The following is a 23,418-nucleotide window of genomic DNA, read 5'->3' as shown; positions in this document are numbered from 1 at the left end:
GTCAGCCCCAGCAGCATGACGTTCGTCGAAGAAAACGCATCGTTGGTACTGATATCAGCCGCGTTGATCAAAAACGCAAAGAAGAACAACACCGCAGCGACTATGCCAAGCATCACGAGCTCCTCTCACAAGGGGGTAAACCCGTATGCCCGGCTATCGCTCCCGCAGACGCCGGGACGCCCGGGCCACGCTCGCGGTGAGTCAGGCATGCGCGTGGTGCGGCCCGGCCGCCCGCCGTGGCGCGGCGTGATGCGCAGGGACGGCCGAACCCGTGCCCTGAAGGCGCTGGAGCCACAGGGAAGCCGTGAGCAGGAGGCCGGTGAAGATAACTAGAAGGAGGACGGAGACCCACATCTGCCTGCTCCCGGGAGACTGCCAGCCGGTCCAGGCCGTCGATGTCGCCCACATCAGGGCGCCCACCGCGTAGAAGGCGCGGACCCGGCGCAGCTGCCGCACGGCCCGCAGAGACATGATGCGATCAGTCATGGATGCCATGCCGGCCCGTGTACCCCGGGGCACGCGGTTCAGCAGACCGGGTTTGCTTCTGCTGATTCGTTCACTTTTGCTCTTGCTGCTGGGTGCGCCCCTCGAAGTCGCGTCGTACAGCTGCGCCTTGGTCTTCGACCAGTCCTGCACCGTCGGGGAGGTCCAGGACGGCGCCGCAGTGGCTGCACAGTTGCCCGTCTTCGGCGGGCGTGCCGCAGGCCTTGCAGAACCGGTTGCCTTTGTTGTTCTCGGTTTCCGCTGTCATGACTCTCCTCGGACGGGTGGGCTGTGATGAGTGCGGAGTACCCGCGGTTTCCGTGTCGAATCTCAGGGAGGTCTGCTTCATTTTGAAGCTCCGATAGACTCTGGACTTGGATGGCTCCAGAGCCGTGGGGTGTGTGGCCCGCTCGGAAGTGGTGCGCTGTGTCCCGTGCCAGGGCGTGGATCCGGTGTCGCGGTGAGGACACTGTGGTTCAACCCTCGCTGTTTGAGGCTAGTTCATTGAGTGCCGGTGTTGTCCGGGTGGTGGGAGAGGGTGGACAGAGATGACGGTGAAGGCACTCCGTCCTCATCAGCGAGAAGCCGTGGACGCGGTACTCCGGGCACTCGAATTGCCTGCAAGATCTACAGTGCCCGAGCGGGGTCTACGGACGCAGGTGGTCATGGCGACCGGATCGGGCAAGACCCTGGTGGCCACCCGGAGCGCGGAGGAGCTGCGTGCGGGCCGTGTCCTGGTGCTCGTGCCCTCGCTGGATCTGCTGGCGCAGACGGAGGCCGCATGGCGTGCAGGCGGGCGCACGGGGCCGATGATCGGGGTCTCGTCCCTGCGGGGTGCGGAGGCGGGCTTCCCGAACACCACGGACGTGGGCGAGCTGGTCGACTGGGTGCGACCGCTCGACAGGGTCACCGTGTTCGCCACGTACGCCTCGCTCGGGCTCGGCACCCTGGAACGCGCGCACGCCGCCGGCCTTCCGGGGTGGTCGCTGATCGTCGTGGACGAGGCGCACAGGGTTTCGGGCCGGATCGGGAAGCCGTGGGCGGTCGTCCACGACAACACCCGCATCCCCGCCCTGCGCCGCCTCTACATGACCGCCACCCCGAGGCTGTGGCAGCTGGACGAGGACTTTGAGACTGCACCGGGCGCGCCGGGTGAGCTGGCCGCTTCGATGGAGGACGACCCGGAGGGTCCGTTCGGTGCGCGCTGCTACACGCTGACGCTGTCGGAGGCGATCGACCGGGGTATCTGCGCGCCGTATCAGGTGGTGTGCCTGGACATCACCGATACCCACCTTCAGGCGGCGCAGCTGCTGGGTGCTGAGGCGCGCTCGGACGAGGTGCGCGGGGCGCGGCTCGCAGCCTTGCAGACGGCGCTGGTGAAGGCCTCGGCGGAGGAAGGCTTCCGCAGGACGCTGGTCTTCCACCACCAGGTGAAGGAGGCCGAGGCGTTCGCGGCCGGCCTCCCAGACGTCGCCCAGCAGCTGCACACGGCCGATCCTGGGCTGTACCCACGCACGGTCTGGGCCGACTGGCTGTGCGGGGAGCACCGGGTCGATCACCGGCGCCGTGTGCTTGGCGAGTTCGCCACCGGCATCGCCGGGGACGGCACCGTCGTGGAGAAGAGCTTCCTGGGGTCGGTGAAGGTGCTGGGCGAGGGCGTCGACACCCGGGAATGCGACTCCGTCTACTTCGCCGACGTCCGCGGCTCCATGCCCGACCTCGTCCAAGCCGTCGGCCGCGCGCTACGGATCCAGCCCGGTGAGGGCAAGGTCGCCTCCCTCGTGGTGCCCGTCCTGCTCGGGCCCGGAGAGACCGTCGACAACATGCTCACCTCCCGGGCTTTCGGCGGCCTGGCCAGGCTTTTGGAAGCGCTGCGGGCTCACGACGCCCGCGTCGTGGAAGCTCTGGCCGAGCCGCAAGCGCGGAGCCGTGTCAGAGGCGTACAGACCCATCTGGGCAGCGGCGGGGGTGAGGAAGCCGCGGGCGACCGAAGCGAGCGACTGTCGGTCCCGGCCAGGGAACTGCTGAAGTTCTCCACCCCGCGCGACCCCGCACAGCTGGCCGCGTTCATCAACCTCCGCGTCCTCAACCCCGAGCACGCACACTGGCGGCGTGGCGTGGAGGCCGCCGTCATCTACCACCGGCTGCACGGGGACCTGAAGGTCCCGTTCACCTACCGCGTGCCGACAGGTGGGGAAGCGGAAGCCGAGGGCTGGCCGGCCACTCTCGCCGGATTCCCGCTGGGACAGTGGACTGGCGACGCGCGCCGCTTCTACGCCCGCGGAGACATGGACCAGGACCGCGTCGAGCAGCTGGAGAAGCTCGGCATGGTCTGGTCGCACTACGACGTCGCATGGGAAGAGGGCCTGGCAGCCGCGCGCGGATGGGCCGAGCAGAACGGGCACCTCTTGGCCCCGACCGACGCCACCCACCAGGGATACAAGGTCGGCATCTGGTTGAAGAATGCCAGGGCTGCCGCCCGGCGGGCGCAGGAGAACGAGCAGCGCCGTGCCGAAGGCCTGCCCATGAAGTCGGCCGTCGGCGCGATGCCGCAGGAACGACGCGAGCAGCTCGACGACATCGACCCCGCCTGGTGCCCAGCATGGCCCATCGAATGGCAGCGCGCCTTCCACCTCGTCCGGCTCCACCTGGAGGCCGGCCGTGCGCTGCCCACGTCGCCGGGCGACGTCGTACGCCAGGGCGAAGACCTCGGCCGATGGGTCCGAGCACAACGGCTCGGCTGGGACAAGCTCACAGGCGTGCAGCAGTGGATGCTGGAGCACGTCCTTGGCATCACACCCGCCACTGACGACGAGAAACCCAAGCCGCGCATGAGTCAGGCCGACAAATGGGCGATGCACCTCGCCGCCGCCAAGCAGTACTACGAGCGCGAAGGACACCTCCGAGTACCCAGGAAGCACATCGAGCGGATCGTTGGCGCCAGCGGGGACGACAGTCGCGACGGCAAGAACGGCGGTGAGCAGGAGGAACGAGAGATCAAGCTCGGGGCATGGGTCGGGAACCAGCGCTCCAGAGCCGCGTCCCTGTCCCCGGAGCGGGTCGAGCAGCTCTCCGCCATCGGCATGCGATGGACATGACCGCCACCAAGCGCGACCGCCCAGGCGCAGCGGCTGTGCCATGAAGCGCACATTTAGCGGGCGGATTGTGTACAAAGGGCCGTCACGACCGGCAGAAGCAATACAGTGCGGCTTCTCCCCAGCGGCTCTCCCGACACCGGCAGATCACAGCCAGGCTTTGGTAGCCAGCGCTGGGCAAGGTCTTCCATCCGAGCGAGCAGGATGCAGCGGACTTCCGGGCGCAGCTGACGTTCGCCGATGGGACAGACCGATGAGGGACTGGAGCCTGCGGGCCGCAGAGCGCGCGGCACAGCTGGCGGGGGATCGACCCGGACTGGAACTGCCCCTGGCCGCTCGACTGGCAGCGGCACTACCGCGTCCTCTCCGACCTCGTCGACGCCGACTGCGTCCTGCCGACCATCGACCCCGGGGTGGTGTTCGAGGGCGACGACATCGGACGATGGCTCACGCGGCAAAGAGAAGCGGGCGCCCGTCGAGCAAAGCGCAGCAGGCCTTCCAGCGGGGCCTGGCGGCCTCACGGAGCGAGAGGGTGCGGGCCGGCCGGTGCCGCGCGGACACGCCGAAGAGATCACGGTCGACGGCCAGGAGGAGCCGGTGGTCGTGAAGCCTCAGCGCGGAGCGGCTGCAGGCGCGACGGGAACTGGGCATCGAATGGGCATGCCGCTGTCGGCGGGCGTAGGGCCGGGAGCGGAGCGTCATGCTCCCGGCCCTACGCCTGAGTGGTCGGCGCCGCGCAGCCGGTGGTGCAGGTGGTGGCAAACCCTCACCACCACAGAGCGCTGTCGTGCTCCGGTCGAAGCTGAGCAAGGCAACTGAAGTGCAGGTGCTGTCGGCGCCGAATGCGGCGTCGGTGATGCTGGCGAAGTACCCAGTCGCGCTTGTGATCTGGTTAGCATTCCGGCATCCGGCTCCGGGGTCCTGCGCCGTGTAAGTGGGGGGAGGGCAACAGTTCCGGGCCCTCCAACGCATGTTCGCCCACGATGCCTTGGAGGCAGTCCAGTGCCCAGCAACGAGCGCACGCCCATCGCGATCGCGGTGATGGGTGCGGCCTTCGCCGCTTACCTCGCGATCTCCAGTCCGGCCCTCATCCCGGCCATCACCCTCGGCGTGGCCGCCTTCGTGGCGCTCCTGGCGTTCTTGAAGTTGTAGTGCCCGCCAAGCGTTGGGCCTCCAGCGCGGCGGCGTGCGGCGTGCAGTTCCTTCTGGACCTGACGCCGGAGGCGACCGCGCTGGAGGCCGCTTATGCGGGCATCTGTGGGACGGACGCCGTCACAGTGACGGCGTCCGTCCCACAGATGCGTCTGACCGGCGGGTGGACTGACCTGCGGTTTCAAGAAACTTGGAAAAAGTCCGTCCGCGGGCATCCGGATTCAGGCCCTTCCAGCGTGTAGGTGGGTGAAGGCGCTGCCTTCACCGCTGAAGACACCTCACAGAAGGGAGCCGAGCCTGATGGCTTGGCCTGGGATCCCGTGGGAAGCCGGTGTATACACCGCCTGCCACGGTACGCCGCCGTGGGCGATGTGTGGTCGGAGGTCACCGTGACCGACGAAGCGTACTCGCCCACTTTTAATAGTGATCCGAACGACAGGTTCACGACTCTGAGACGTCCTCTCATGTCGGCAGCCATGGCGAAAGCATCTGACCGGAACTTCGCTGAAGATGCGGTCCAGATCACCATGGAAAAAGTATTCAAAAGATTTCCGGACCTGGGTCTCATCAGTGACAGTCGACTAGTGCAGTACAGTCGGAAGGTTCTGTCACACGTAATCGTTGACGAATTCAGGAATAACAAGAAGATCCCCATTATCCCGGTTCCTCCGGAGGTTCTCCCCGAGGGGACTTCATCGATCGGAATCCCGGAGTCAGTGCTCGTTGCTGAACTCCGAGCCGAGATTTACAAGTTCATCACCGAGTTGCCCAGGGCTCAACGGAAGGTTGTCGACCTCGCTATTGTGAGGGAACTTCCGCTGGAGGAAGTGGCGAAGGAGATGGACGTCGAAGTGGATACCGTCCGGAGGTATCTCGGGGCGGCCCGTCGGCGGTTGGAGAAGGCAATGGTTGCGTCATCCGAGGAGGTGTCAGCATGAGCAGTTGGATGTTCGATGAGGAGCGCGAAGCGTTCGGCCGCCTGGTCCTGCTGGAGCTCTTTGACCAGGCATTGCGCGAGGAAAACCGGTTGGGTGAGGTCTCTCGCCTCACCCTCAACCAGGGGGGCCGGCCTTCGGGCCGGCCCCCGGCCGGGGCCTGCCTCGTGACGGTTGAGAACCCGCTTCGGGTGCGCGACCTGCTGCGCGACCGGCGTCAGCGGGATCGACTGTGCGAGCTTTTCAAGCTGCTCAACAAAGACACGAAAAACCAGCTAGAGCCCGCCGAAGAACGACGAGTCGCCGAAATCGCCGAGGCTTTCGGCGATCTAAAAGCAGCTTACGGTTGGTGGCGAAGGGCTGCTGCCAGCGGCGACGAGGACGCGAAAGACTATGTCGAGATCCTCGAAGAGGAGTTGGGGGTGAGTGATGTTCCAGACGATGCGGCCACATCTAGAAGGCTGTTTCGCGAACACTTCACTGTCCCTCAGGTAAGACTCTTGCGGCGTTTCTGCAGCCGTGAGCAAATGGCGGAAGCTGAACTGGACGATCTATTCGGGGAGATCGAGCAGTTCCTTTCCAACCCAGACCAAGTCGCGGACGGTGGAAGGCGTATTTGAGCGAACCTTATTGGTGATCCCTGAACTCTCTCCATGAGAGGGAGTGGGTGAGAACTTCAGCGATGCGGCGGCTACCTCTTGGCAGAGGTAGCCGCCGCGGCCGTTCCGGCAGCACTCGGGGTCAGGGACGAGTCCCCGACGACGCGCCCCTCAGCTCCGTGCGGACCGCAGCGACGCGGAGCGACCACATGATGCGCCCGCCACCGCGCGGCAGCAGGTGCTTCCCTTCCGCCACGGTCAGCGGCGCAAGTGGCTGACGTGGTACGCCGGTCGGAAGTAGTCTTCAACATGCTGGGCGCCCCCTACACGCCGTCGGTGAGGGTGGCAGAAGTACAGGACCGCGAGACAAACAAGGCGATCGTCGGCATTGCCACCGGCCCCACGGCCGCTCAGCAGTTACCACGAGGCGGGCCGCCTTCACTACGCCGCCCGCACCGCCACCCTCGGCGGCCCCGGGAGTGAGTCGGGCATCGAGGGAAAGGCAGGGGACGACCGAAAGCCGGGCCGCGCGGTGGCCGGCGTCCGGCGCGGCTCAGCAGGCGTCGGTGGTTCGGCGAGTGCCTCTCTCCGGCCCGTTCAGCGATGTCCGTCCCTGTCCGCACTGCTGTAGTTCGTGCTCCCCCGGGGCCTCGTAGCCTGCCCCAGCCCGTGCTGTCGCGAAAATGCCGGAACTGGCCGGCACGGCCGGCCGGCGTGGGAGAACTGACGCTACTGACTGCGGGGGGCCCTGTCGGCTGGCCACTTGGAGAGGCTGATATGGGACAGATTCAGCAGGGCCTGGAGCGCGCGTTACACACCCGGCCCATCCCCTCAAGCACCGAAGCCCGCCTGCGGTTCCTCCTGGCGAGGAACCGGGGTTCCACCCGGAAGGTGGCCACGATGCTGGGGGTCTCGCAGCGCACTGTGCAGCGGTGGGTGTCGAAGAGAGCGGAGGCACGTCGTCCGCCGGATCCGCTGCAGGTCCGGGCGATCGACGAAGCGGTTCTGGCTCGGTGGCAGCCCCGGGTACGGGCTCGTCGGCGTGCCCAGGCAGAGGCGGAGGGCTTCATCTTCCATACCCGTGCGCGACTTGGGTTCGCGGCTCCTGCGGGGTCCTCGGATGATCCGCGGGTGCGGTGGATCACCCAGGACCTGCCGGGAGAGGTAGCCCGGGAGCTGTTCGCCGCTCGGGATGCCGGCGCGGGCGAGCAGCAGCAGACGGCGATACTCGCCCGCGCGCTGGGACACGCCTACTTTCGCGAGTGGGGCCGCCGGGCCCACGGCCTGCACGTGACTTTCAGGGACGTCGAGTTCGTCGACTTCTCGATCGGCTGAGCCTGGCCCATCGAGCGAGCACGGCAGGGTGGTCAGCGTCGCGACCGCCTGGCTCGGTCGGCCGGAATCGCTTCGTACCTCTCGGCTTCCTGCCGCTCGCGCCAGTCCCACTCCGCACGCCCGACCGGGCCTTTGCGGCGGGCTGTGGGCGGCTGGGGCGGGCGCAGCCTGGCCGTCTCCGCCACTCGCAGCAAGTGTCCGCGGTCACCTGGCGCGGCGAGCAGCTCTTGGTCCCCGCCGGAGAGGAGCCGGGTGAAGCAGGCCGCGGCCCGCAAGAAGACGCCTGCCCAGGGCGGTACGGGGTAGGCGGCGCAGCCATCGGTGTAGCGGGCGCGGTCATGCAGGGCGAGCGTGGCCGCAGCAGTGTCGTAGTCGTGGGGGCGGGCGGTGGCAAGTTGCTGGAGGGAGGCGCCAGTGAACAGCGCGGCGGCGACGGCCGCGGCCAGACGAGGGTGAGCGGTCGCCGCGTGAAGCCGGTGAGCGACCCGCTGGGCGGTGGGCGCGGTGAGAGGCGCAGGCGGTATGCGGTGCCGCCAGATGATCGGGGGCGGCGTGCACGGGTCGGCACAGGGTCTGGGGCTGTCGTAGGAGACGAGGCGGTCCAGTGTGGGCAGGGTGAGCCACCGGCTGGCCGGCGCGGCGGGTTCGTCTGGGGGCGGGGGTTCGGCGACAGGGGTGCCGTAGTAGTGGCGGCGGGCGGCCTCGATGTCGGCGGTGAGGGAGTAGTCGGCCGTCCGCAGGGCTTGGTGCAGGGCGGCGGGAAGGTGAGGGCGGTGGCAGACCAGGGTCAGGTGGATGCCGGTGCGGACGTGTAGCTGCAGGAGGCGCGTCGTGCGGCGGGCGGTGAGGCGATGAGCGCGCAGGACGGTCAGTCGGGTGACGGGCAGGGCGGTCATCCAGGCCGTGGCGGCTTCCCATGCGGGCTGGCGGCCGCCGGGAAAGCGGCCCGGGAGCAGGGGTGGTTTGCCTAGGGCTGCGAGAAGGTCGTGGGCGAGGCCGGTTTCGCTGGTGGTGCCCGGGCCAGGGTGCAGGGTGATCCGGCCGGACGGCGGATGGTGGGCGGCCAGAGCGGTGTGGGTGTGCAGCACGTCGTCGTGGCGGTCGAGAACCACGGTGACGGACGGCAGCGGCCGGGCAGGAGGCATGGACGGTGGGGGTCAGGCGAGGCGGCTGAAGGCCCAGCGCAGCAGCTCCTGGTCGACGCGGGGGCGGCCGGTGCGCCAGGGCGGTGCGGGTGTGGGCGGTCAGCTGGGCCCAGGCGCGGAAGTTGCCGTGTGCGGCGTGGCTGTCGGCGAAGGTGATGTCGTCGGGGTCGGTGTCGGCCCAGATGGGGTGGAACAGCGGGATGGCTTCGAGGACCTCGCCGGGGGTGAGGCGGGTGAAGTGCTGCCAGATGAAGATCCGGGAGGAGAGCATCGGTTCGCGGCGCAGCACGGTGTGGCAGCCTTCCCCGCCGACGAAGATGATCGCGAGCTGGGTTGAGGGTTCGTCCCCCAGGTAGCGGAAGTACTCGAACGCCTCACCGTTGAGCCACTGGGCCTCGTCGACGAGGAAGGTGCGGGGGCGTTCGGCCAGAGCCATCTTCAGCAGGCGGTCGAACTCGCTCGGGTGGCGCGGTGGTTCACCGGCCAGGTCGAGGGCGGTGAACAGTTCGTAGCGCACCGCTCGGGCGGTGGGACGGGCCCGGAAGGTGATCTTTCGAACATCCTCGCCGGGTTCGAGTTCGCGCAGGCAGGTGTTGACGGCGAGGGTCTTGCCGAAGCCGGCGCCGCCGTGGATGCACATCATCGCGCGGGCAGCGACCGTGTCGGCGATGTTGTCCCGGGCAGTGAGCAGAGCCCGGGTGGTGACCACGGACGCGTCGGGCAGGTCGACGTACTGGTAGGTGGCCGCAGTCACGAGGGGTCTCCGTCTTCTTTTGTGGTGGGACGTGCGGCCCGTCCGTCCGGGGCCGTAGCGGTGGAGTCGCGGCCGGACGGGCACGGGGCAGACCGGGCCGGCGTGGTCAGCGCAGCCAGGGAAGCTGGGGTGCGCCAGTCGGCCGGGGGTGCGGCGGGCGGGACGACGTCGGGCAGCGCGAGCTGCGACAGGCCAGCGTCGGCACTCTGGGCGAGTTCGGCGTCGGCCTGTGCACCGGTCAGCGCGCCGAGCTGCCGAGGAGGCTCGGCCCGGGTGGCAGCGGCGTAGCGCTGTCGCTGGGAAGCTTTGAGGTCCTTCTTCAGACGGCGGCTGCGGGCGGCCCGTGCCCGCCGTACCGCGCTGACCTGTTCCTCGGTGGCCTGATCGGCCAGATCCGCCGGCCCCAGGTAACGGCCGGTGGCCGCGTGGTAGACCTCGATGCGGTGGTCGTGGTGGGGCATGAAACGGATACGGACCCGGATCCCGGCCTGTCCGGTCATCCACGCGCCCACGTAGTCGCGTCTGCGGAAGCGGACGCCGCGGGTGGTCAGCGTGCGGATACCGGCGTCCTCCAGGGTGAACGTCCACAGATCCGCGGCCGGCACGTCCCGCAGTGGAGTGGGGTCCTCCTGCCACGCCTGAAGCGGAGTCTTTCCACGCAGCGGTTCGGGACGGTGCTCGGTGTTCCACCACTGTGTCCAGTCCAGCAGCCGGGCGGTGAAGTCCTCAAAGCCGAGCAGCACCTCGTCCTTCGGCCGGGAAGGGCGTCTGCCGGGGCGCGGCTGACGGGCGTAGCCGGGCAACGCGGCCAGGAACATGCCCTCCACCGCCCGGTTCAGCCCCTCCACCGTGCCCTTGAGGTGCGGGGTATAGGCGGGCAGGTCCTCCACCGTCACATCCAGGAGATCGAAAGCGGCGGTCACCGTCCGGGACAAGAAGTCCTTGCCGCGATCCACCCGCACCCTCTCCGGCAAACCGCCGAACGGGCCGTAAGGCTCATCGCGCAGGACCGCGGAGCGCAGGGCGGCCAGCACCGACTCCCGCGACGGACGCACCGGCGTGACCGCGACGCCGGTGATCGCGTTCGTCGCGCAGTCGGTGAACCAGGTGATCCACGGCCTGCGAGCATGGCCGTCGACATCGACCAGCACCGGGGCCTGCATGTGGTCGGTCTCCCACACCTGGTTACGCCAGGGGCGCGGCCGGGCCAGGAACACATCATGCTTACGCGCCGCCCGCTCCCCACCCGCAAGACCGGCCCGCTCCCCCGGGCTCAGATCACGACGGATCGCCCGGTGCAGCGTCGTCAGCGACGATGCGTCTGCAGGCGGAGACTGCCTGACAGCACGCAGGACCAGTTCGCGGTGAACCGCCCGCACGTTCCCCTTCCACAGCGCCAACAGTCCACGGACCTCGGGCGTGACGGTGAACCTTGCATCGACCCGGGAGCGTGCGCCGGGGTCGGCGGCCGCTCTCTCATCGCTCTGAGCGGCGGCCAGCCACCGCCACACCGTGCGCTCCGACACCCCAGCGCGTCCGCGGCCAACCGCACATGGCCTGCTGTCAGCTTCTTGGCTGCCCGCAGTGCGAGCAGCCGCCGCACAGCCGGCCCACGCAGCGCCGTCCTCGACGCCGCAGGCAGTCCGCCGTCCGGGCGGATGGCGCCGCCGTCCTTCATGTCAGCTCCCCTCACGCGGATGGGACGTCGTGTGCTTGCCGCTGGCCGGGAGCATGCGATCGCCCTCCCGTCTCTTGCAGGAGCGCTCCGGTCACAGCGGCGGCGCGACCCGCTGGAACAGCCGCCTCAGCAAAGCCCGGTCGACGACTGCGTCAGCGGTGGTGAGCAGCGCGTTCTGCAGGTGCGCGGTCAAAGCGGCCCACGTGCGGAACGTGCCGTGCGCGCACGACCGGTCGATCCACGTCAGGTCCGGGGCCGCACAGCACCAGCGTGATCCGGGTGCCGGGGTGGTCCCACAGGCTCTGCAGGTACTCCAGGCACGGCACAGGCAGGCGCTGTGCCTCATCGACCACCAGCACCCGCGCCTCACTCAAGGCCCCCGTGACCGCGGCGTCGGCCAGCGCCGACGTGTGCGGGAAGCGGCCCGCCAGCGCCAGCGCGTCGAATACCGCACGCCGCATGCCGGCCACCGACGGGCGCACCGGTACCGGCACCCACGTCACCTTCCAGCCCGGGGGCACTTCGCCAAGCGCCATCCGCACGGCCGCGGTCTTGCCCCGGCCCGGGGTCGCCGAACACACACACCGCACCCTGCGTCGCCATCGCCTGCCCGACCGCCTCGGCCACCGCCCGCACCGACGACGTCCGCACCAGCTGCGCGCCCGCCGGCAACGCCACACCCGCCAGCGCGCCGCTCTCCCCCACCGGCAAGCCGCTGCTCGCCTCTGGTGCGAGACGCGGCAGCCGGCGCGCAGCCACTTTCGCCGCGCCTGCCTCACTCGGTCCGGCCAGGGCGAGGTCAGCCAGTGCCTGCCGCGTTTGCTGCTGATCCCGCTCCCGCCGCACCACCGCACGGTCCGGCAGGACCCTGCCGGCCTGAAGGTCCCGGCGCACCACCCGGTGCAACGACGCCAGCGGGCACCTCGCCCCCGGCCGCCTTCAGATGCCGGTGCAGCGCCGCAACGTTCCCGCCCGCCTGAGCCAGCACCTCCCACGCCTGGTCGGACAGCTCCAGCCGGGCCCGCGGCCTCGGCTCCATGCGGCCCTCCGTCCGCGCAGCCTCCAACCAGCGCCGCACCGTGCGCGCATTCACCCCGCCGACCTGGGCGCCCGCACGCACGTGCGCCGTCGTCAGCGCCCCGGCCGCATCGAGCTCCAGCAGCCGCGCAACCAGCACCGGCCTGGACACCTTCAGCCCCGCCGTAACCTCACCCCACGCGCCCGGCTCCCCCACCCCAGAACCCTTCCACCCGCGCAAGACCGTCACCGACCACCGTGCCGCCGCGCAGCCCCCGGAAGGATCAGAAGCTCCGTTCTCAAGACAGTGGAGCGGAGTGGGGTGTACCGCCCCATGACAGCCACACCGCTACAAAAAACCGCCCCACGACAGTGACCACGCCCCTCCTCAGCACCCCACCAGCGAAGACACCCAGTCCTGACGTGCCGTCACTGACACCCACCCACCGACACCAACCCGACACATCGCACCCGCGCAGGCACCATTTGGGTCGAGACCGGGGTGGTGAGCGGCCAGGAGCGCGTCCACCTGTAACACCTTCGCCACTTTCGGACTATCACGGATCGCAACAACACGTGATCGCTGCCCATAATTCAGTGACCTCGTACCTGCGCCACGAAGGTTTTTCATGGCTACTTACGGCATCCCATTCAACATGGTTAGGTCCACTGGCTACATGGTCGCCTGGGTCGACGAAGTAGGCGACGGAAGGAACCCGCTCCGGCTCGAAACTTATACAGGGTGGATTGGCGTAATGATGGAAGGTGGATCTATTCTAGAGCATAATCGACTCAAGGCTTATCTTCCAGTCGAAACGGGTAAATCTGTAAGGTTTTACCCAGATGTGCCTGTGGGTTCGAAACAGAACGGGGCGATCGTCAATACCACCGTCATGGCGGCCCTTGGAGCCGTTGCTGAGGCGGAGGAGGAGGCAAACATCTTCGCCGTCGACACGGCGTCTGTAGCCCTTGAGCACCAGCACTTGACCGGCATTGAGGGGGCGCCTCAGTGTCTGATCCTTACTGCAGAAATCGGCCTTCTGAGAAGTACGATTTATAACTTCAGTTATGCGGTAAATGTATTGACGCGGCCTGGAGGTGGGGTGGTCACGCACGATCTCCCGGACTCAGGTCTGATTCCCGCGGATAGTCGTCCCATCGGAGGCTATCCTTTGCATTGACGTAAGCGGTGGTCGCTGGATGAGAAACGCGTGGCGCTTCACAGTGGGTTTGTGCCGCCTTTCGAGCATTTTAAAGTCCGATCCACGCCCCGGTCTTGTGCGCCGTACGCCGCGCCAGTCGGGCCGCCGCCATCCGCTGCCGTTCAGCGGGCTGGACGTACCTCCTGGAAGAGTTCGCGGACCTTATCTCGGGCGTCCTGCGAGAGTGGACGCCGAACCCCTCGGTCGCCTTCCAGGAGGCGTGCAGGTTGGCCTAGACGCGGGTGCGCAGGATCCGTTCGATGTCCTCGGCGAGCCGAGCGATCGGACGGAGCATCTCGTCCACACAGTCCAAGGACGAGGCCCGCCAGATCGCCGGGCCACAGCCGACCGCCGCGGCGACGCTGGCGGCCGCCGTCACCGCCCGCCCCTACGCCCTCCCAGCAACCCGACCAGGCCCGTCAACGCGCTCGCGGACGCCGACAGGTACATGGAGCACCTCGACGCCGGCGCGCGGGCCGCCACCTGGCTCACCCACGGCGAGCAGAGCACCACGGCCCCCTGTCCACGCGCTCACCGCGCTCGGCGACACCCGACGGGTCCGGAGAGCCAGCAGCGGGCACGGGAGCTGTCCGCGCCGACCAGCACCATGACCCGTGCCCTGCTGGCCATCGACGCGGCCTCCTGCGTCCACCACGACGGCCACACGCAGGAAGCGTGCCAGCGCACCGTCGCCGTCCTGTCCGACCTCCCGGCGGCCTACCGCTGCGGACTCGTCCGCCGCCGCGCGCTCGACCTGTACCACCGCACCCCCGCTCACCATCACCAGGAGACCGATGCACGCGCACTGCGCGAGGCCCTGGCGGCCTGAGAGCCAAGGGGACAGCTACCGTGTCCAGCTCGCCGTACACGCGGACAGGCAGGTGCTGCTGCGCTCCCGGCAGAGCACGGACATGACGGCAACGTTCCCCGAGAACCGGGCGGCCGCACTCGCACAACTTCCCGAGGGACCGGGGTCGACGGCGAGCTGCTCCTGTGGAAGGCCGGCCGGTTGGCGTTCGAGCGTCTTCAGCAGCGTCTCGCCAAGGGGACGCTTCGGCGATGGCTTGGCGGATGCGGTCGTCTCGCTCAGTCGCAGCGTTGGTGACGGCCTTCACGCTCACCTCAGCACAGGATGCTGTACTGGGCGGCGCTGCAGGAGACATCGGCCGCGGTTGGCGGGCCTCTCCCGGTGAGGACTACGACGTGCAGTGGCGCCGCTGTCGTGAAGCGACAGAGGCGGTGCAGGCCGCGATCACCGCCCACGCCGACGAGACCGGGGCCAACCGATACGAGCTGGAGCAGCTTGTGAAGACAACGGTGTGTCACGCCGAGGAGGATCCGACCGAGTAGCCCGTCACCGCTCGCAGACGGAGCGGCCGACGCGGATGGCCGGTGAAGCAGATCTCGATCTCCGCGCGTTGCCCGGCCCGGGTGACGATGTCGCCGATCGCCGCGGGCTGCACGAGCCACGGCTGCCGCGCGTGCCCGTGGAACGGGCACGCGCATGGACAGGGCCTCCTACGGAACGGGGGTCTCGACTGCGCGGGGGGCGTCGGCGTCGTCACGGGTGTCGACGGGGCCACCGTCTGTGGTGTGGCCGATGATGGGTTCTTCTCCATCAGGAGGAAGAAGACGGTCACCACGGTGAGGCCGACGACTATGGCTGCCCCCAGCTTCTGGTCTCGGTAGGCCGCGTAGACCGCGGCCCCGCCGAACGCGAGGCCGACGAGGAGCGTGAGCATCACTGGTCACCGCCGAAGGGGGCGACGGCGGAGGGCATCCGCCTGGGCGGTCAGTTGCGCCAGAACCGTGTCCCAGGTGCCGTCAGCCGCCCACCTGCGATGACGCTTCCATACCGTCTGCCAGGGACCGAACTCTTCGCGGGGTAGATCCCTCCAGGGGATTCCGGTGTGGTACCGGTAGATGATCCCTTCGATGATGCGACGGTGGTCGGCGAACGGGCGCCCTGTCTCCCCTGCGTTGCGGGGAAGACAGGGCGCCAGGCGCGCCCACTGCTCGTCGGTCAGCAGGCGCATGCGCCCGCTCGTGGTCACCGAGGCTGGTAGGCGGTGGCCAGCACGGAGACGGTGACCTGATCTGGCAGGAAGCGGCCATCATTCAGGTCTGCGCGGCTCACGTGACGTGCGCTCGGCGTCATCGCTACCAGGTCCAGGGCATCCAGCCTGGACAGGGTCGCGGGGTACTCCACCTGTTCGGTGACGGATGCCTCGAAGAAGGGGTCCAGCGCCCGGTGCAGGCGATGTTCCTTGGCTGGGTCGATCGTGACCATCGCAGGCAACCGGCCGCGCAGCTCCGCCAGGTGCCGCCCGGTGGGACGGACCACGATCAACCGACCGGTCGGGCGCAGCACGCGGTGGAACTCGGCCGGGTTGCGCGGGGCGAACACGTTCAGCACGGCATCAGCCGCCCCATCTACCAGTGGGAGGGGACGGAAGACGTCCCAGGCCACCGCGGCGCCTCGCTCGTGGGCTCGGGCTGCCGAGCGAAGTGCGCGTACTGATGTGTCCAGGCCCAGACCGCGGGCGCCGGACAGCTGGTCGAGTACGCCGGCCAGGTAGTAGCCCGTGCCGCACCCTGCGTCCACAACTGTGGCCTGCTCAGACACGGCGTCGGCCGCCAGGCGAGCCCCGACTTCGCGGATGGGCGCGTAGGTGCCGGCGGAAAGGAACCGAGCCCGGGCCTGGACCATGGCCGCGTCGTCGCCGCTGGTGGCGCGGGTGCCCGTCAGCAGGCTGGCGTAGCCGTGGCGGGCGATGTCGAAGGTGTGGCCCACCGGGCAGCGCAGTGCGCCGCGGTCTGGGTGCAGGGGGCGCGTGCGGCACGTTGGGCAACGCAGCAGGTCGAGGGACAGCTCAAGGGCAGGGGGAAGCGACACGGGCACAAGGCACTCCTGGCAAGGGTGAAGGGAAGAGTCCGTGCCTGCACGCGCGCGCAGAGTGTCACTGCCTCAGGAAGGAGCGGGCAGCGTTGGGAACGTGGTTCACGCAGCAGGCACACCAAGGAGGGCGACGCCGTCCGGCATCGCCCTCAGCGCCTTCCGATCACAGGAAGCAGCAGTGCGGGGTGCTCATGAATGCCACGTCATGAGTCTACGAGAATCGACGAAGCCCCTGATGCCCCGCCCAAGTTGGGAGACACGACCTAGACGCGCAGCCATTGCTCGCTCATGCCACGGCACAGGCCGGGCATACGGGACACGTGTGCCCAGCCAAGTAGAAGGCGCGGGCACATCCGGGGTACACCGTGGCCATGCCGGCTGAAGGAGGTTGACCAGTGGACCTGACCGAGTTACTCGCAGACGCCATGCGGGGCCAGCGCCTGAGTGCCGAGGCGCTCGCCTATGCGACCGGCATCCGTGTCCCTCGCATCAAAGCGTTCGTCGAAGACGGAGCCGTCGGACCGATCCGCCCGACGGCCGAAGAGCTCGCGGAACTGGCCCAGGCGCTTTCTCTGCCGCTTCCGGACGTGCTGGCGGCGAGCCAGGACCGTCGAACCGTAGCCCACGCGGGTCACCTAGTGTGATGCACCAGCCAGGCGCGAAGGCCGACAGGTACCGTGCCGCGGCCGTCATCTGGTACGCGGGTATCAAGCTGTCCGACAACACGGACGTGCTCGCCGAGCGCCTTCACCTGGGCAGCGCGCTGGGCGGGCTGATACTCCTGGCGATCGCCACCAACCTCCCGGAGATCGCCATCACCGTCAGCGCCGCCCTGGCCGGCCAGCTCGATGTCGCCGTCGGCAACATCCTCGGCGGCATCGCCATCCAGACCGTCGTCCTGGCGATCCTGGACGCGGCCGGTGTACGGCCACGTGCCCCGTTGACCCCGCCTGGCTGCCAACCTCCAACTCGTCCTGGAGGGCACGCTCGTCGTGGTCGTCCTGGCCGTCGTCGTGATGGGCACCCAGCTCTCACCCGGTCTGCACGCCGCCCGCCTGGCCCCCGCCTCCCTGGCGATCGCCGCGATCTGGCTGATGCTGCTCAACCGAGCCGGTCGCGGCCTGCCCTGGCGAGAGGGCGGCGACGCGCCCGACAGCCAGCCTGAACGTGCCCGCGACGGGCCCGGCAACCCAGGCCGGGCCATGGAGGCCGGGGTCACCCGGCGCGCTGGGTTGTCTCCCCGGCCTGAGCGGGTACGGCGGGCAGGGAGACGGTGCAGGAGGCGCAGCGTCGGGCCTGGGCGGGTACGGGGCTGAGGCATTCGGGGCAGTCCCGTTTGGGGGCCTGGACGTCTTGGTGCGGGGCGAGGCGTTCGTGGAGCTTGTTGATCGGGAGCACGACCAGGAAGTACAGGGCGCTGGCGAGGAGGAGGAAGCTGATCGCCGCGTTGACGAAGGCGCCGTAGGGGAACGTGGTGGCGCCTACCGTGAAGGTCTTGCGGCTCATGTCGCCGGTCGCGCCGGTGGCCAGCCCGACGAGTGGTGTCAGGAAGGCGCTGACGAAGCCGTTCACCACCGCGGTGAACGCTGCCCCGATGACGATGCCGACGGCCAGGTCGACCACGTTGCCGCGCAGGATGAAGCTGCGGAAGCCCTTCACCTTCTCACTCCTAAGAGGCTCTTGACGTCGACGGGCGGCACCGAGAGCGCGGTCAGCCCACCCTTCACCTCGGATGCCCTGCCACCTCTCACCCATGCCGGCGCCGCCGCGCGGCGCGGTGATGTAGCGGTTCGCCGAGTGGCGCGACGACGGCTAACCGTCCATGGCCTACTGCGCCGGCAGGTGCGCTGCGCCGCTGAGCTGGCAGGTGCGCTGTTCCGCCGGCGTTGAGGTCAGCCGCTGGCGGGTATCGGGCCGGCCGGGGCAGGGAGTGCCTGGTGAGCGTGGGGGCAGGGCGTGGCAGAAGTGGTTGTGGGAATACGCATCCGGCGCAGGAGATCACGGGTGGTGCGCTTGCGCAGCGTGCTGCGCCAGTTCAGTCCCGGGTGGCGGGACCGCAGATGCGACAGCGCACGGGTGCCCAGGCCGGTGCTGTGGAAGCGCTCGTCGATGACGACAGCGGTGATGAGACCCTGGGCGCAGTCAGTGCAGATCCGGTACCGGACCTGGCCGACGACCTGGCGGGTGTGCACGAGGAGCAGGCATTCGTCGCCCGGGCCGGGGTCGTCCGGGATGTGCGTGGACAGGAAATCGATTGCCCGGTAAGCGAGGACGCGGCGCCGCAGGCGGCCGGTGCGCCGGCCTCGGCGTGAGTGCTTGGCGCCGTCGTGACCGGGCGGCGAGGTCTCAGCTGTGGAGACCTGGCCGGTGAGACTGCTGCTGGTGGGACGCGCATGTAGTCCGTGCATGACGTCTCGTGTGCCCGAACAGCCGACGGTTACCCGTTCCAGCGCTCGGGGCACCCCGCCGTGGAAACCACAGGCCAGCGAGGAGCATTGTGCTGGTGTGCAGCCGGTCGGCCGCACACCCACACCCTGCAACCCGCGGACCAGCAGCCGCGGCGGCGCAGAAATCCTCTGGCCGACTGCGCCAACGGGCCCACTTCGGAACCATCCCCGCGGGCGCGGGGAGCACGTCTGGGTACTGGTGGACTGCGTGACGGTCTGGGGACCATCCCCGCGGGCGCGGGGAGCAGCGGCCGTTCATGTTGGGGCCGACGGCACGGTAGGAACCCATCCCCGCGACCGGGAGCACTCCATCTGCCGCCATGGCAAGTTCCGTAGGTACGTCTCAGCCTTGCGGCCGGGAGGTCCATCCCTTGATTTCGTCCGCGACTTCCCGCACATCAAGCCCGTCCCGTGCGATCCGCTCTGCCAGGTCCGCGGCCTGCTTGTGATCCACCGTCACCATCGCGCCGGACGCCGACAGATACGCGGCCGCGACAATCGCGCCGAAGAGTTCGTTGGCGTACTCCAGCGCCGGCACGCGGATCAGCTGGTGCATGAGCGCGGCCGCACGGTGGTGGATCTGCGCGTACACGGGCCGGTCCATCACCTTGTCGGCGTGCCGGGCCACCGCGGCCTGAAGCGTGCCGAAGTCGAGGACGTCCGGGGCGATGGCCGGCGCCCATACCTGAGTCTGAGAGCAGCCTCGCACGGGTCCGAGCCGCGGTTCGAGGACGGCTGGTTCGCCGGAGCAGCACCGGCGACAGGCCGACGTCGACGTGGTGGTTGCCGGCTCCCTTAATCGGCGTTCGCCTGCTCGACGGCTCGGAGTACGCCTCTGGCGTCGCCCAGCCCTCGGCATGGCGTCGAGGGTGCGAGGCCCCGGGTCCGGGCCGGTCACCGACCCGGTGGAGCGGGGCGGACACCGGCGGACCGTTGGCTTCCTCGCATGCGCCGAATGCCCGGCCGGTGGCTCGGCTCGGACACGGCGGCCGGTGGCTCGGGGCGGTCACGGCGGCCGCCCGCGGACCGTCGGCCGCGGGCGCACCGGCGCGGGTGCGAGCCAGGACTCCTGCGCCGGTTCGGCCGACGGGACTCAGAAGTCGTCCGCGCCGTTGCGGAGTTCCGGGGTCCAGTAGCCGGTGAGGGCCTTGGCCGGGTCGACGGCGATGCCGCCGCTGCCGGGCGCGGTGACGGCGATGACCGTGGAGTCGCCCTCCACCTGCACGGAGAACGCCGACACGGGCTCGTTGTCCTCGTCGGCCCCGCCGTCCGACAGCTTCACCAGGGCGTAGGCCGGGGCCCCGGCCGTGAGCACGACCGGCGTGACCGGCTTGCTCTTGGCGACGGCCGGGACGTCCTGCTTGTGGCTCTCCAGGAACTGGATGTGCGGGAAGCCCGTCAGCCGGCAGGAGTGCCCGGAGGTGTTGCGCGCCGTGAGGACGATGTGGGTGTAGGGCGGGCCGTCCTGCGTGGCGGCGGTGACGCGGACGTCCCGCGCGGTGCAGAGCGGAGTGGAGGCCGTCCCGCGTCCACCGGTGGAGCCGGTGGCGCCGGTCGAGGAGGCACCGGTGGAGCCCTTCGCCCCCGCCGAGCGCGCGGAGGCGGCCGGCCCGGGCCTCTCGGAGGCGACCGTGTCCTTGGCGGCCGTCGTCGCGCCGGCCGCCGGGGACGACGCCACCGTGGCCGAGGTGGCCGGCCGGGACGAGGACGTGCTGCCGGAGTCGCTCTGGCAGGCGGTGAGCGACAGGGCGAGAGCCGTGCCCGCGACGGCGAGCAGCGTGGAGCGGTGCAGCGTGTTCATGGAGAGGCCCCCCGTGTGTGGTGCGGGCCGCGGCGCGGTGCCGCCGGCCCGGATGGTGATGCCGGTCGGTCGACGACGGAGGGGATCCCGGCCCGTGCGCCCTGTGCCCCGCGGTTGCGTCCGCCGGGACGGCCGGACCCGCGCAGGCCCGTGAACAGGCACTCCGTGTCGGCCTTCAGTCGACCACTTCCGGTTGTCCTCGCCCAGGCGGTTCCCCCGGCAGAAGTACGGTCGGCGATACTTCTGCCGGGGGCTCTCAGCCGGACGAGCGGGACGATCGGGGAAATCCACGGTGCACGACGGCACGTTGTCGGGCCGGAACTTCGGGCAGCGGTTGCGGGCCTTGCGGGTGAACGCCGGACTGAGCCAGGAGGCGCTGTCCCACGAGGCCGGGGTGAGCGTGCGGGCACTGGCCGACATGGAGCGCGGGCGGACCCGGGGCCCCCAGCGTCGTACGGTGCGGGCGCTGGCGGAGGCGCTGGGCCTGGATGCGGCTGGGGCCGGCGAGCTGGAGGAGGCCGCGAGCCTTGGCCGGCCCCGCCCCTGCCGGTCGGCGGACGCCGACCGGCTGTCCGCCGCCGAGCCGGCGGCCGCCATGACCACGCGTGCACCTGACCTGCTGCCGCGCGCACCGCGCGGCTTCCACGGCCGGGCGTCGGAGCTCGCAGCCCTGGCCCGGGCCACCGCGGGCGAGGCCCCGGTCTGCTTGGTCGTCGGGCCCGCCGGGGTGGGGAAGACCGCCCTGGTCCTGCGCTGGGCCCACGGCGACCCCGCCGGACTCACCGACGGGCGCCTCTATGCCGACCTGCGCGGCTTCAGCGACATGGGCGAGCCGGCCGCCGTCGAGGTGCTGCGCGAGTTCTTGGCGGCCTTGGGCGTGCCGCTTGAGCGGATACCGGAGTCGGAGAACGGCGCGGCCGCACTGTTTCGGTCGTTGGCCGCCGACCGCCGGCTGCTGGTCGTCCTCGACAACGCCCGCGACTCCGAACAGGTCAGGCCGCTCCTGCCTGGCGGTGACCGCTGCGTCACCGTCGTCACCAGCAGGCACCGGCTGCCAGGGCTGATCGTCAGCGACTCCGCCCGGCCCGTCGCCGTCGACGTCCTCGCTCCCCCGGACGGCACCGCTCTCCTGGCCCGGGTCCTCGGCACGCACCGGGTGCACGCCGAGCCGGCGGCCGCGCTCCGCCTGGCCGAGCTGTGCGGCGGGCTGCCGCTGGCCCTGCGGGTGGTGGCCGCCCGCCTCGCCGGCCGGCCCGACTGGTCACTGGACTCGATGGCCGCCGAACTGTCAGACCGAACACGCCGCCTGAGCCTGCTCGACCTGGAGGACACCGGTGTCCGCGCCGCACTGCACCTGACACTGCAGCAGCTTCCGGCGCACATCTCCGGGGTGTTCGCCCATCTCGGCCGTCACCCGGGCACACACGTCGACCGGTACGCGGCGGCCGCCCTGGCGGGCACGGATCCGGCGGCCGTCGAGAGCGCCCTGGAGCATCTGACGGCCGCGCACCTGCTCACCGAAACGGCGCCCGGCCGGTGGGCGATGCACGACCTCGTGCGGCTCTACGCCCGCGGCCTGGACGCCCACCCCGACGCCCTCAAGCGCGTTCTCGACCACTACATCGCCACGGCCACCGGGGCCGTGGCGGCGGCCGAACCCGGCTCTGAGGACTGCTTCCCGCTCCCGTCCGACTTTCTCCCGCCCGCTGCGGTGCGAAGGTTCGACGATCGCTCCGCCGCCGTGGCCTGGTACGCCGCCGAGCGCGACAACCTCACCCAAGCGGTCGCCGCGGCCGACGCCGCCCAACTGCACGACAGGACCTGGCGCATCGTCATGACGATGTGGCCGCTGATCGTGTGGCGCGTGCGCGACGGCTGGGCCCCGCTCCTGCAGACCGCCCTCACGGCCACGCGCGCCGACGCCGACGAGCACGGCGAGGCCCGGGTGCTCAACATCCTCGGCTGGGTCCTGACCGAGGAAGACCGCACCCCGGAAGCACTCGTCCACCTCGAGGCCGCGTCCGCACTCGCCGCCCGCGCCGGCGACGCGTTCGCCGAGGCCAACGCCCTGATCGTGCTGGCCATGGCCCAAGCTTCCCTGGGCGGCCTCGAAGAGGCCGCCCATTGCTGCGAACGCGCGGCCGACCTGGCCCGCCAGATCGGCGACCGCAGGATGGAACGCCTCGCCACACAGCACCTCGCCCGCCATCAGGCCGACGCCGGACACTGGCACCAAGCCCTCGCCACTGCGACCCACGCCCTGGCCTTCGAGCGCCGACCCGGGACAACCGACATCCCCCACATCCTGCTGCTCGTCATCAAGGGAGAAGCACTGCTCGGACTCGGAAAACAGGCCGAGGGCATCACCCAGCTCGACCTCGCCGCCCGGGAAGCGGAATCGGCCGGCTACGACGACGGCGCGCTACGGGCACTCACCGCCCTCCTGCGGGCATCGGCGAACCCAGAAGTTCAGGCACGGTACGACGCGGCACTCACACGACTCACCACACCCACCTGAACCCTGACGCACCCCCGCACCGCACGAGTTCGCACCTTTCGGGCGGCCCTGAGGCCGGGCGACGCACCAACGTGATGATCCTGGCAGTGAAGATCATCGGGCCGAGGCCCGCGGCACTCCCGCGCCGGCGGGGAGGACCCCAGCGGGTTCTTCACCCTCGGCTGGGCGGTCATGCGGATCTGGGTAAGGCCGTAGAAGTCGACGGGCACCAGACGGCGAGCGACAACCGGCGACCGGGCCGCGGCCGGGCAGAGCGCGACGGCGCCGACAAGGCAGCAGCACGAGACGGACCCAGGGCAGCAGAGGCCGAGCGGCGGCGGACGGCCCGCGGCAGCGGGACCACGGCCGCCTGCCAGCC

23 protein-coding genes and 4 pseudogenes are annotated in these 23,418 nt (G+C 69.8%); 13 read left to right on the top strand and 14 right to left on the bottom strand.

The features are described 5' to 3' along the window. Nucleotides 1-201: 201 nt before the first annotated feature. Both FHS34_RS38135 and FHS34_RS38130 read right to left on the bottom strand, forming a co-directional pair. On the bottom strand, nucleotides 202-495 hold the full coding sequence (locus FHS34_RS38135; protein ID WP_184974275.1) for a hypothetical protein: 294 nt from the start codon (nucleotides 493-495) through the stop codon (nucleotides 202-204). A gap of 61 nt (nucleotides 496-556) precedes the next feature. Next, entirely contained in the window at nucleotides 557-751 is a 195-nt protein-coding gene (locus FHS34_RS38130; RefSeq protein WP_184974274.1) for a zinc ribbon domain-containing protein, read from the bottom strand. A 280-nt stretch (nucleotides 752-1,031) separates the two neighbouring features. Between FHS34_RS38130 and FHS34_RS38125 the strand changes: the two genes are divergently transcribed. The 6 genes and pseudogenes from FHS34_RS38125 (at nucleotide 1,032) to tpg (ending at nucleotide 7,599) form a co-directional block, all read left to right on the top strand. Further along, nucleotides 1,032-3,581 carry a DEAD/DEAH box helicase gene (locus FHS34_RS38125; RefSeq protein ID WP_184974272.1) on the top strand — a complete coding sequence of 850 codons (2,550 nt, stop codon included), beginning with the start codon at nucleotides 1,032-1,034 and terminating at the stop codon, nucleotides 3,579-3,581. A 268-nt stretch (nucleotides 3,582-3,849) separates the two neighbouring features. Continuing rightward, nucleotides 3,850-4,260, top strand: a pseudogene (locus FHS34_RS43075) (DEAD/DEAH box helicase); the annotation flags it as partial. 320 nt (nucleotides 4,261-4,580) lie between these two features. Then, nucleotides 4,581-4,730, top strand: a complete 150-nt coding sequence (locus FHS34_RS38120) for a hypothetical protein (RefSeq protein ID WP_184974270.1) — start codon at nucleotides 4,581-4,583, stop codon at nucleotides 4,728-4,730. A 389-nt stretch (nucleotides 4,731-5,119) separates the two neighbouring features. After that, nucleotides 5,120-5,668, top strand: a complete 549-nt coding sequence (locus tag FHS34_RS38115; protein WP_184974268.1) for a sigma-70 family RNA polymerase sigma factor — start codon at nucleotides 5,120-5,122, stop codon at nucleotides 5,666-5,668. Next, nucleotides 5,665-6,285 (top strand): hypothetical protein, encoded by a 621-nt coding sequence (locus FHS34_RS38110; protein ID WP_184974266.1) that lies wholly within the window; start codon nucleotides 5,665-5,667, stop codon nucleotides 6,283-6,285. The genes FHS34_RS38115 and FHS34_RS38110 overlap by 4 nt, the downstream gene beginning before the upstream one ends. A gap of 582 nt (nucleotides 6,286-6,867) precedes the next feature. Beyond that, complete coding sequence (gene tpg / locus FHS34_RS44285) at nucleotides 6,868-7,599, top strand: telomere-protecting terminal protein Tpg (protein ID WP_376773156.1); 732 nt, start codon at nucleotides 6,868-6,870, stop codon at nucleotides 7,597-7,599. 32 nt (nucleotides 7,600-7,631) lie between these two features. Here the strand turns inward: tpg and FHS34_RS38100 are convergent, their stop codons facing one another. Continuing rightward, nucleotides 7,632-8,744 carry a hypothetical protein gene (locus FHS34_RS38100; RefSeq protein ID WP_221509990.1) on the bottom strand — a complete coding sequence of 371 codons (1,113 nt, stop codon included), beginning with the start codon at nucleotides 8,742-8,744 and terminating at the stop codon, nucleotides 7,632-7,634. Between the two features lie 136 nt (nucleotides 8,745-8,880). On the opposite strand from FHS34_RS38100, the gene FHS34_RS43070 reads away from it, so the two are divergent. After that, nucleotides 8,881-9,081, top strand: a complete 201-nt coding sequence (locus FHS34_RS43070; protein ID WP_225817818.1) for a hypothetical protein — start codon at nucleotides 8,881-8,883, stop codon at nucleotides 9,079-9,081. Nucleotides 9,082-9,087: 6 nt separating this feature from the next. On the opposite strand, the pseudogene FHS34_RS43065 reads toward FHS34_RS43070, so the two are convergent. The 3 genes and pseudogenes from FHS34_RS43065 to FHS34_RS43055 all read right to left on the bottom strand — a co-directional run. Then, nucleotides 9,088-9,384: pseudogene (locus FHS34_RS43065) on the bottom strand (ATP-binding protein); the annotation flags it as partial. Nucleotides 9,385-9,494: 110 nt separating this feature from the next. Next, a pseudogene (locus FHS34_RS43060) lies at nucleotides 9,495-11,101 on the bottom strand (transposase). Between the two features lie 227 nt (nucleotides 11,102-11,328). Next, nucleotides 11,329-11,712 (bottom strand): ATP-binding protein, encoded by a 384-nt coding sequence (locus FHS34_RS43055; protein ID WP_245002565.1) that lies wholly within the window; start codon nucleotides 11,710-11,712, stop codon nucleotides 11,329-11,331. Between the two features lie 1,110 nt (nucleotides 11,713-12,822). On the opposite strand from FHS34_RS43055, the gene FHS34_RS38080 reads away from it, so the two are divergent. Then, entirely contained in the window at nucleotides 12,823-13,374 is a 552-nt protein-coding gene (locus FHS34_RS38080; protein WP_184974262.1) for a hypothetical protein, read from the top strand. Between the two features lie 253 nt (nucleotides 13,375-13,627). Here the strand turns inward: FHS34_RS38080 and FHS34_RS38075 are convergent, their stop codons facing one another. Next, on the bottom strand, nucleotides 13,628-13,774 hold the full coding sequence (locus FHS34_RS38075; protein WP_184974261.1) for a hypothetical protein: 147 nt from the start codon (nucleotides 13,772-13,774) through the stop codon (nucleotides 13,628-13,630). Nucleotides 13,775-13,843: 69 nt separating this feature from the next. Between FHS34_RS38075 and FHS34_RS43050 the strand changes: the two genes are divergently transcribed. Both FHS34_RS43050 and FHS34_RS38065 read left to right on the top strand, forming a co-directional pair. Next, the gene (locus FHS34_RS43050; RefSeq protein ID WP_225817824.1) at nucleotides 13,844-14,224 is read left to right on the top strand and encodes a hypothetical protein; all 381 of its coding nucleotides are present in this window, start codon (nucleotides 13,844-13,846) and stop codon (nucleotides 14,222-14,224) included. A 269-nt stretch (nucleotides 14,225-14,493) separates the two neighbouring features. Then, nucleotides 14,494-14,745 carry a hypothetical protein gene (locus FHS34_RS38065; RefSeq protein ID WP_184974304.1) on the top strand — a complete coding sequence of 84 codons (252 nt, stop codon included), beginning with the start codon at nucleotides 14,494-14,496 and terminating at the stop codon, nucleotides 14,743-14,745. Here FHS34_RS38065 and FHS34_RS38060 read toward each other — a convergent pair. From FHS34_RS38060 to FHS34_RS38050, 3 genes and pseudogenes are all read right to left on the bottom strand, one after another. Continuing rightward, a complete protein-coding gene (locus FHS34_RS38060) occupies nucleotides 14,718-15,137 on the bottom strand; it encodes a hypothetical protein (RefSeq protein WP_184974303.1) in 420 nt (139 codons plus the stop codon). The two genes, FHS34_RS38065 and FHS34_RS38060, sit on opposite strands and share 28 nt — an antisense overlap. A gap of 33 nt (nucleotides 15,138-15,170) precedes the next feature. Then, nucleotides 15,171-15,449, bottom strand: a pseudogene (locus tag FHS34_RS38055) (transposase); the annotation flags it as partial. Continuing rightward, nucleotides 15,446-16,297 carry a putative RNA methyltransferase gene (locus FHS34_RS38050; protein ID WP_184974259.1) on the bottom strand — a complete coding sequence of 284 codons (852 nt, stop codon included), beginning with the start codon at nucleotides 16,295-16,297 and terminating at the stop codon, nucleotides 15,446-15,448. The pseudogene FHS34_RS38055 and the gene FHS34_RS38050, both read right to left, overlap by 4 nt. Before the next feature lie 392 nt (nucleotides 16,298-16,689). Here FHS34_RS38050 and FHS34_RS38045 point away from each other — a divergent pair, with 392 nt between their 5' ends. Beyond that, nucleotides 16,690-16,938, top strand: a complete 249-nt coding sequence (locus tag FHS34_RS38045) for an XRE family transcriptional regulator (RefSeq protein ID WP_225817826.1) — start codon at nucleotides 16,690-16,692, stop codon at nucleotides 16,936-16,938. Beyond that, entirely contained in the window at nucleotides 16,938-17,459 is a 522-nt protein-coding gene (locus FHS34_RS44280; RefSeq protein ID WP_221509989.1) for a calcium:cation antiporter family protein, read from the top strand. The genes FHS34_RS38045 and FHS34_RS44280 overlap by 1 nt, the downstream gene beginning before the upstream one ends. Before the next feature lie 50 nt (nucleotides 17,460-17,509). Here the strand turns inward: FHS34_RS44280 and mscL are convergent, their stop codons facing one another. The 4 genes from mscL to FHS34_RS38020 form a co-directional block, all read right to left on the bottom strand. Beyond that, the gene (gene mscL, locus FHS34_RS38035) at nucleotides 17,510-17,953 is read right to left on the bottom strand and encodes a large conductance mechanosensitive channel protein MscL (RefSeq protein WP_184974257.1); all 444 of its coding nucleotides are present in this window, start codon (nucleotides 17,951-17,953) and stop codon (nucleotides 17,510-17,512) included. Between the two features lie 233 nt (nucleotides 17,954-18,186). After that, nucleotides 18,187-18,702, bottom strand: coding sequence for a hypothetical protein (locus FHS34_RS38030; RefSeq protein WP_184974255.1), 516 nt, complete (start codon nucleotides 18,700-18,702; stop codon nucleotides 18,187-18,189). 382 nt (nucleotides 18,703-19,084) lie between these two features. Further along, nucleotides 19,085-19,333 (bottom strand): hypothetical protein, encoded by a 249-nt coding sequence (locus FHS34_RS38025; protein WP_225817828.1) that lies wholly within the window; start codon nucleotides 19,331-19,333, stop codon nucleotides 19,085-19,087. Between the two features lie 501 nt (nucleotides 19,334-19,834). Next, complete coding sequence (locus FHS34_RS38020) at nucleotides 19,835-20,542, bottom strand: DUF4232 domain-containing protein (protein ID WP_184974251.1); 708 nt, start codon at nucleotides 20,540-20,542, stop codon at nucleotides 19,835-19,837. A 292-nt stretch (nucleotides 20,543-20,834) separates the two neighbouring features. On the opposite strand from FHS34_RS38020, the gene FHS34_RS38015 reads away from it, so the two are divergent. Beyond that, the gene (locus FHS34_RS38015) at nucleotides 20,835-23,060 is read left to right on the top strand and encodes an ATP-binding protein (RefSeq protein WP_225817830.1); all 2,226 of its coding nucleotides are present in this window, start codon (nucleotides 20,835-20,837) and stop codon (nucleotides 23,058-23,060) included. Nucleotides 23,061-23,418 lie beyond the last annotated feature (358 nt).

Origin of the sequence: Streptomyces echinatus, assembly GCF_014203595.1 — a bacterium.
Taxonomy (GTDB): domain Bacteria; phylum Actinomycetota; class Actinomycetes; order Streptomycetales; family Streptomycetaceae; genus Streptomyces; species Streptomyces echinatus.
Note: the sequence above shows the minus strand (reverse complement) of the source record. Positions and strands in the feature narration are given on the sequence as shown.

Coding starts and splice junctions, on each gene's coding strand:
- FHS34_RS38110 (WP_184974266.1), top strand. CDS start 5,665: ATGAGCAGTTGGATGTTCGATGAGGAGCGCGAAGCGTTCGGCCGCCTG.
- FHS34_RS38125 (WP_184974272.1), top strand. CDS start 1,032: ATGACGGTGAAGGCACTCCGTCCTCATCAGCGAGAAGCCGTGGACGCG.
- FHS34_RS43055 (WP_245002565.1), bottom strand. CDS start 11,712: ATGGCGCTTGGCGAAGTGCCCCCGGGCTGGAAGGTGACGTGGGTGCCG.
- FHS34_RS38080 (WP_184974262.1), top strand. CDS start 12,823: ATGGCTACTTACGGCATCCCATTCAACATGGTTAGGTCCACTGGCTAC.
- FHS34_RS38020 (WP_184974251.1), bottom strand. CDS start 20,542: ATGAACACGCTGCACCGCTCCACGCTGCTCGCCGTCGCGGGCACGGCT.
- FHS34_RS38130 (WP_184974274.1), bottom strand. CDS start 751: ATGACAGCGGAAACCGAGAACAACAAAGGCAACCGGTTCTGCAAGGCC.
- FHS34_RS44280 (WP_221509989.1), top strand. CDS start 16,938: ATGCACCAGCCAGGCGCGAAGGCCGACAGGTACCGTGCCGCGGCCGTC.
- FHS34_RS38135 (WP_184974275.1), bottom strand. CDS start 495: ATGGCATCCATGACTGATCGCATCATGTCTCTGCGGGCCGTGCGGCAG.
- tpg (WP_376773156.1), top strand. CDS start 6,868: ATGTCCGTCCCTGTCCGCACTGCTGTAGTTCGTGCTCCCCCGGGGCCT.
- FHS34_RS38060 (WP_184974303.1), bottom strand. CDS start 15,137: ATGCTCACGCTCCTCGTCGGCCTCGCGTTCGGCGGGGCCGCGGTCTAC.
- FHS34_RS38100 (WP_221509990.1), bottom strand. CDS start 8,744: ATGCCTCCTGCCCGGCCGCTGCCGTCCGTCACCGTGGTTCTCGACCGC.
- FHS34_RS38030 (WP_184974255.1), bottom strand. CDS start 18,702: ATGCACGGACTACATGCGCGTCCCACCAGCAGCAGTCTCACCGGCCAG.
- FHS34_RS43050 (WP_225817824.1), top strand. CDS start 13,844: ATGGAGCACCTCGACGCCGGCGCGCGGGCCGCCACCTGGCTCACCCAC.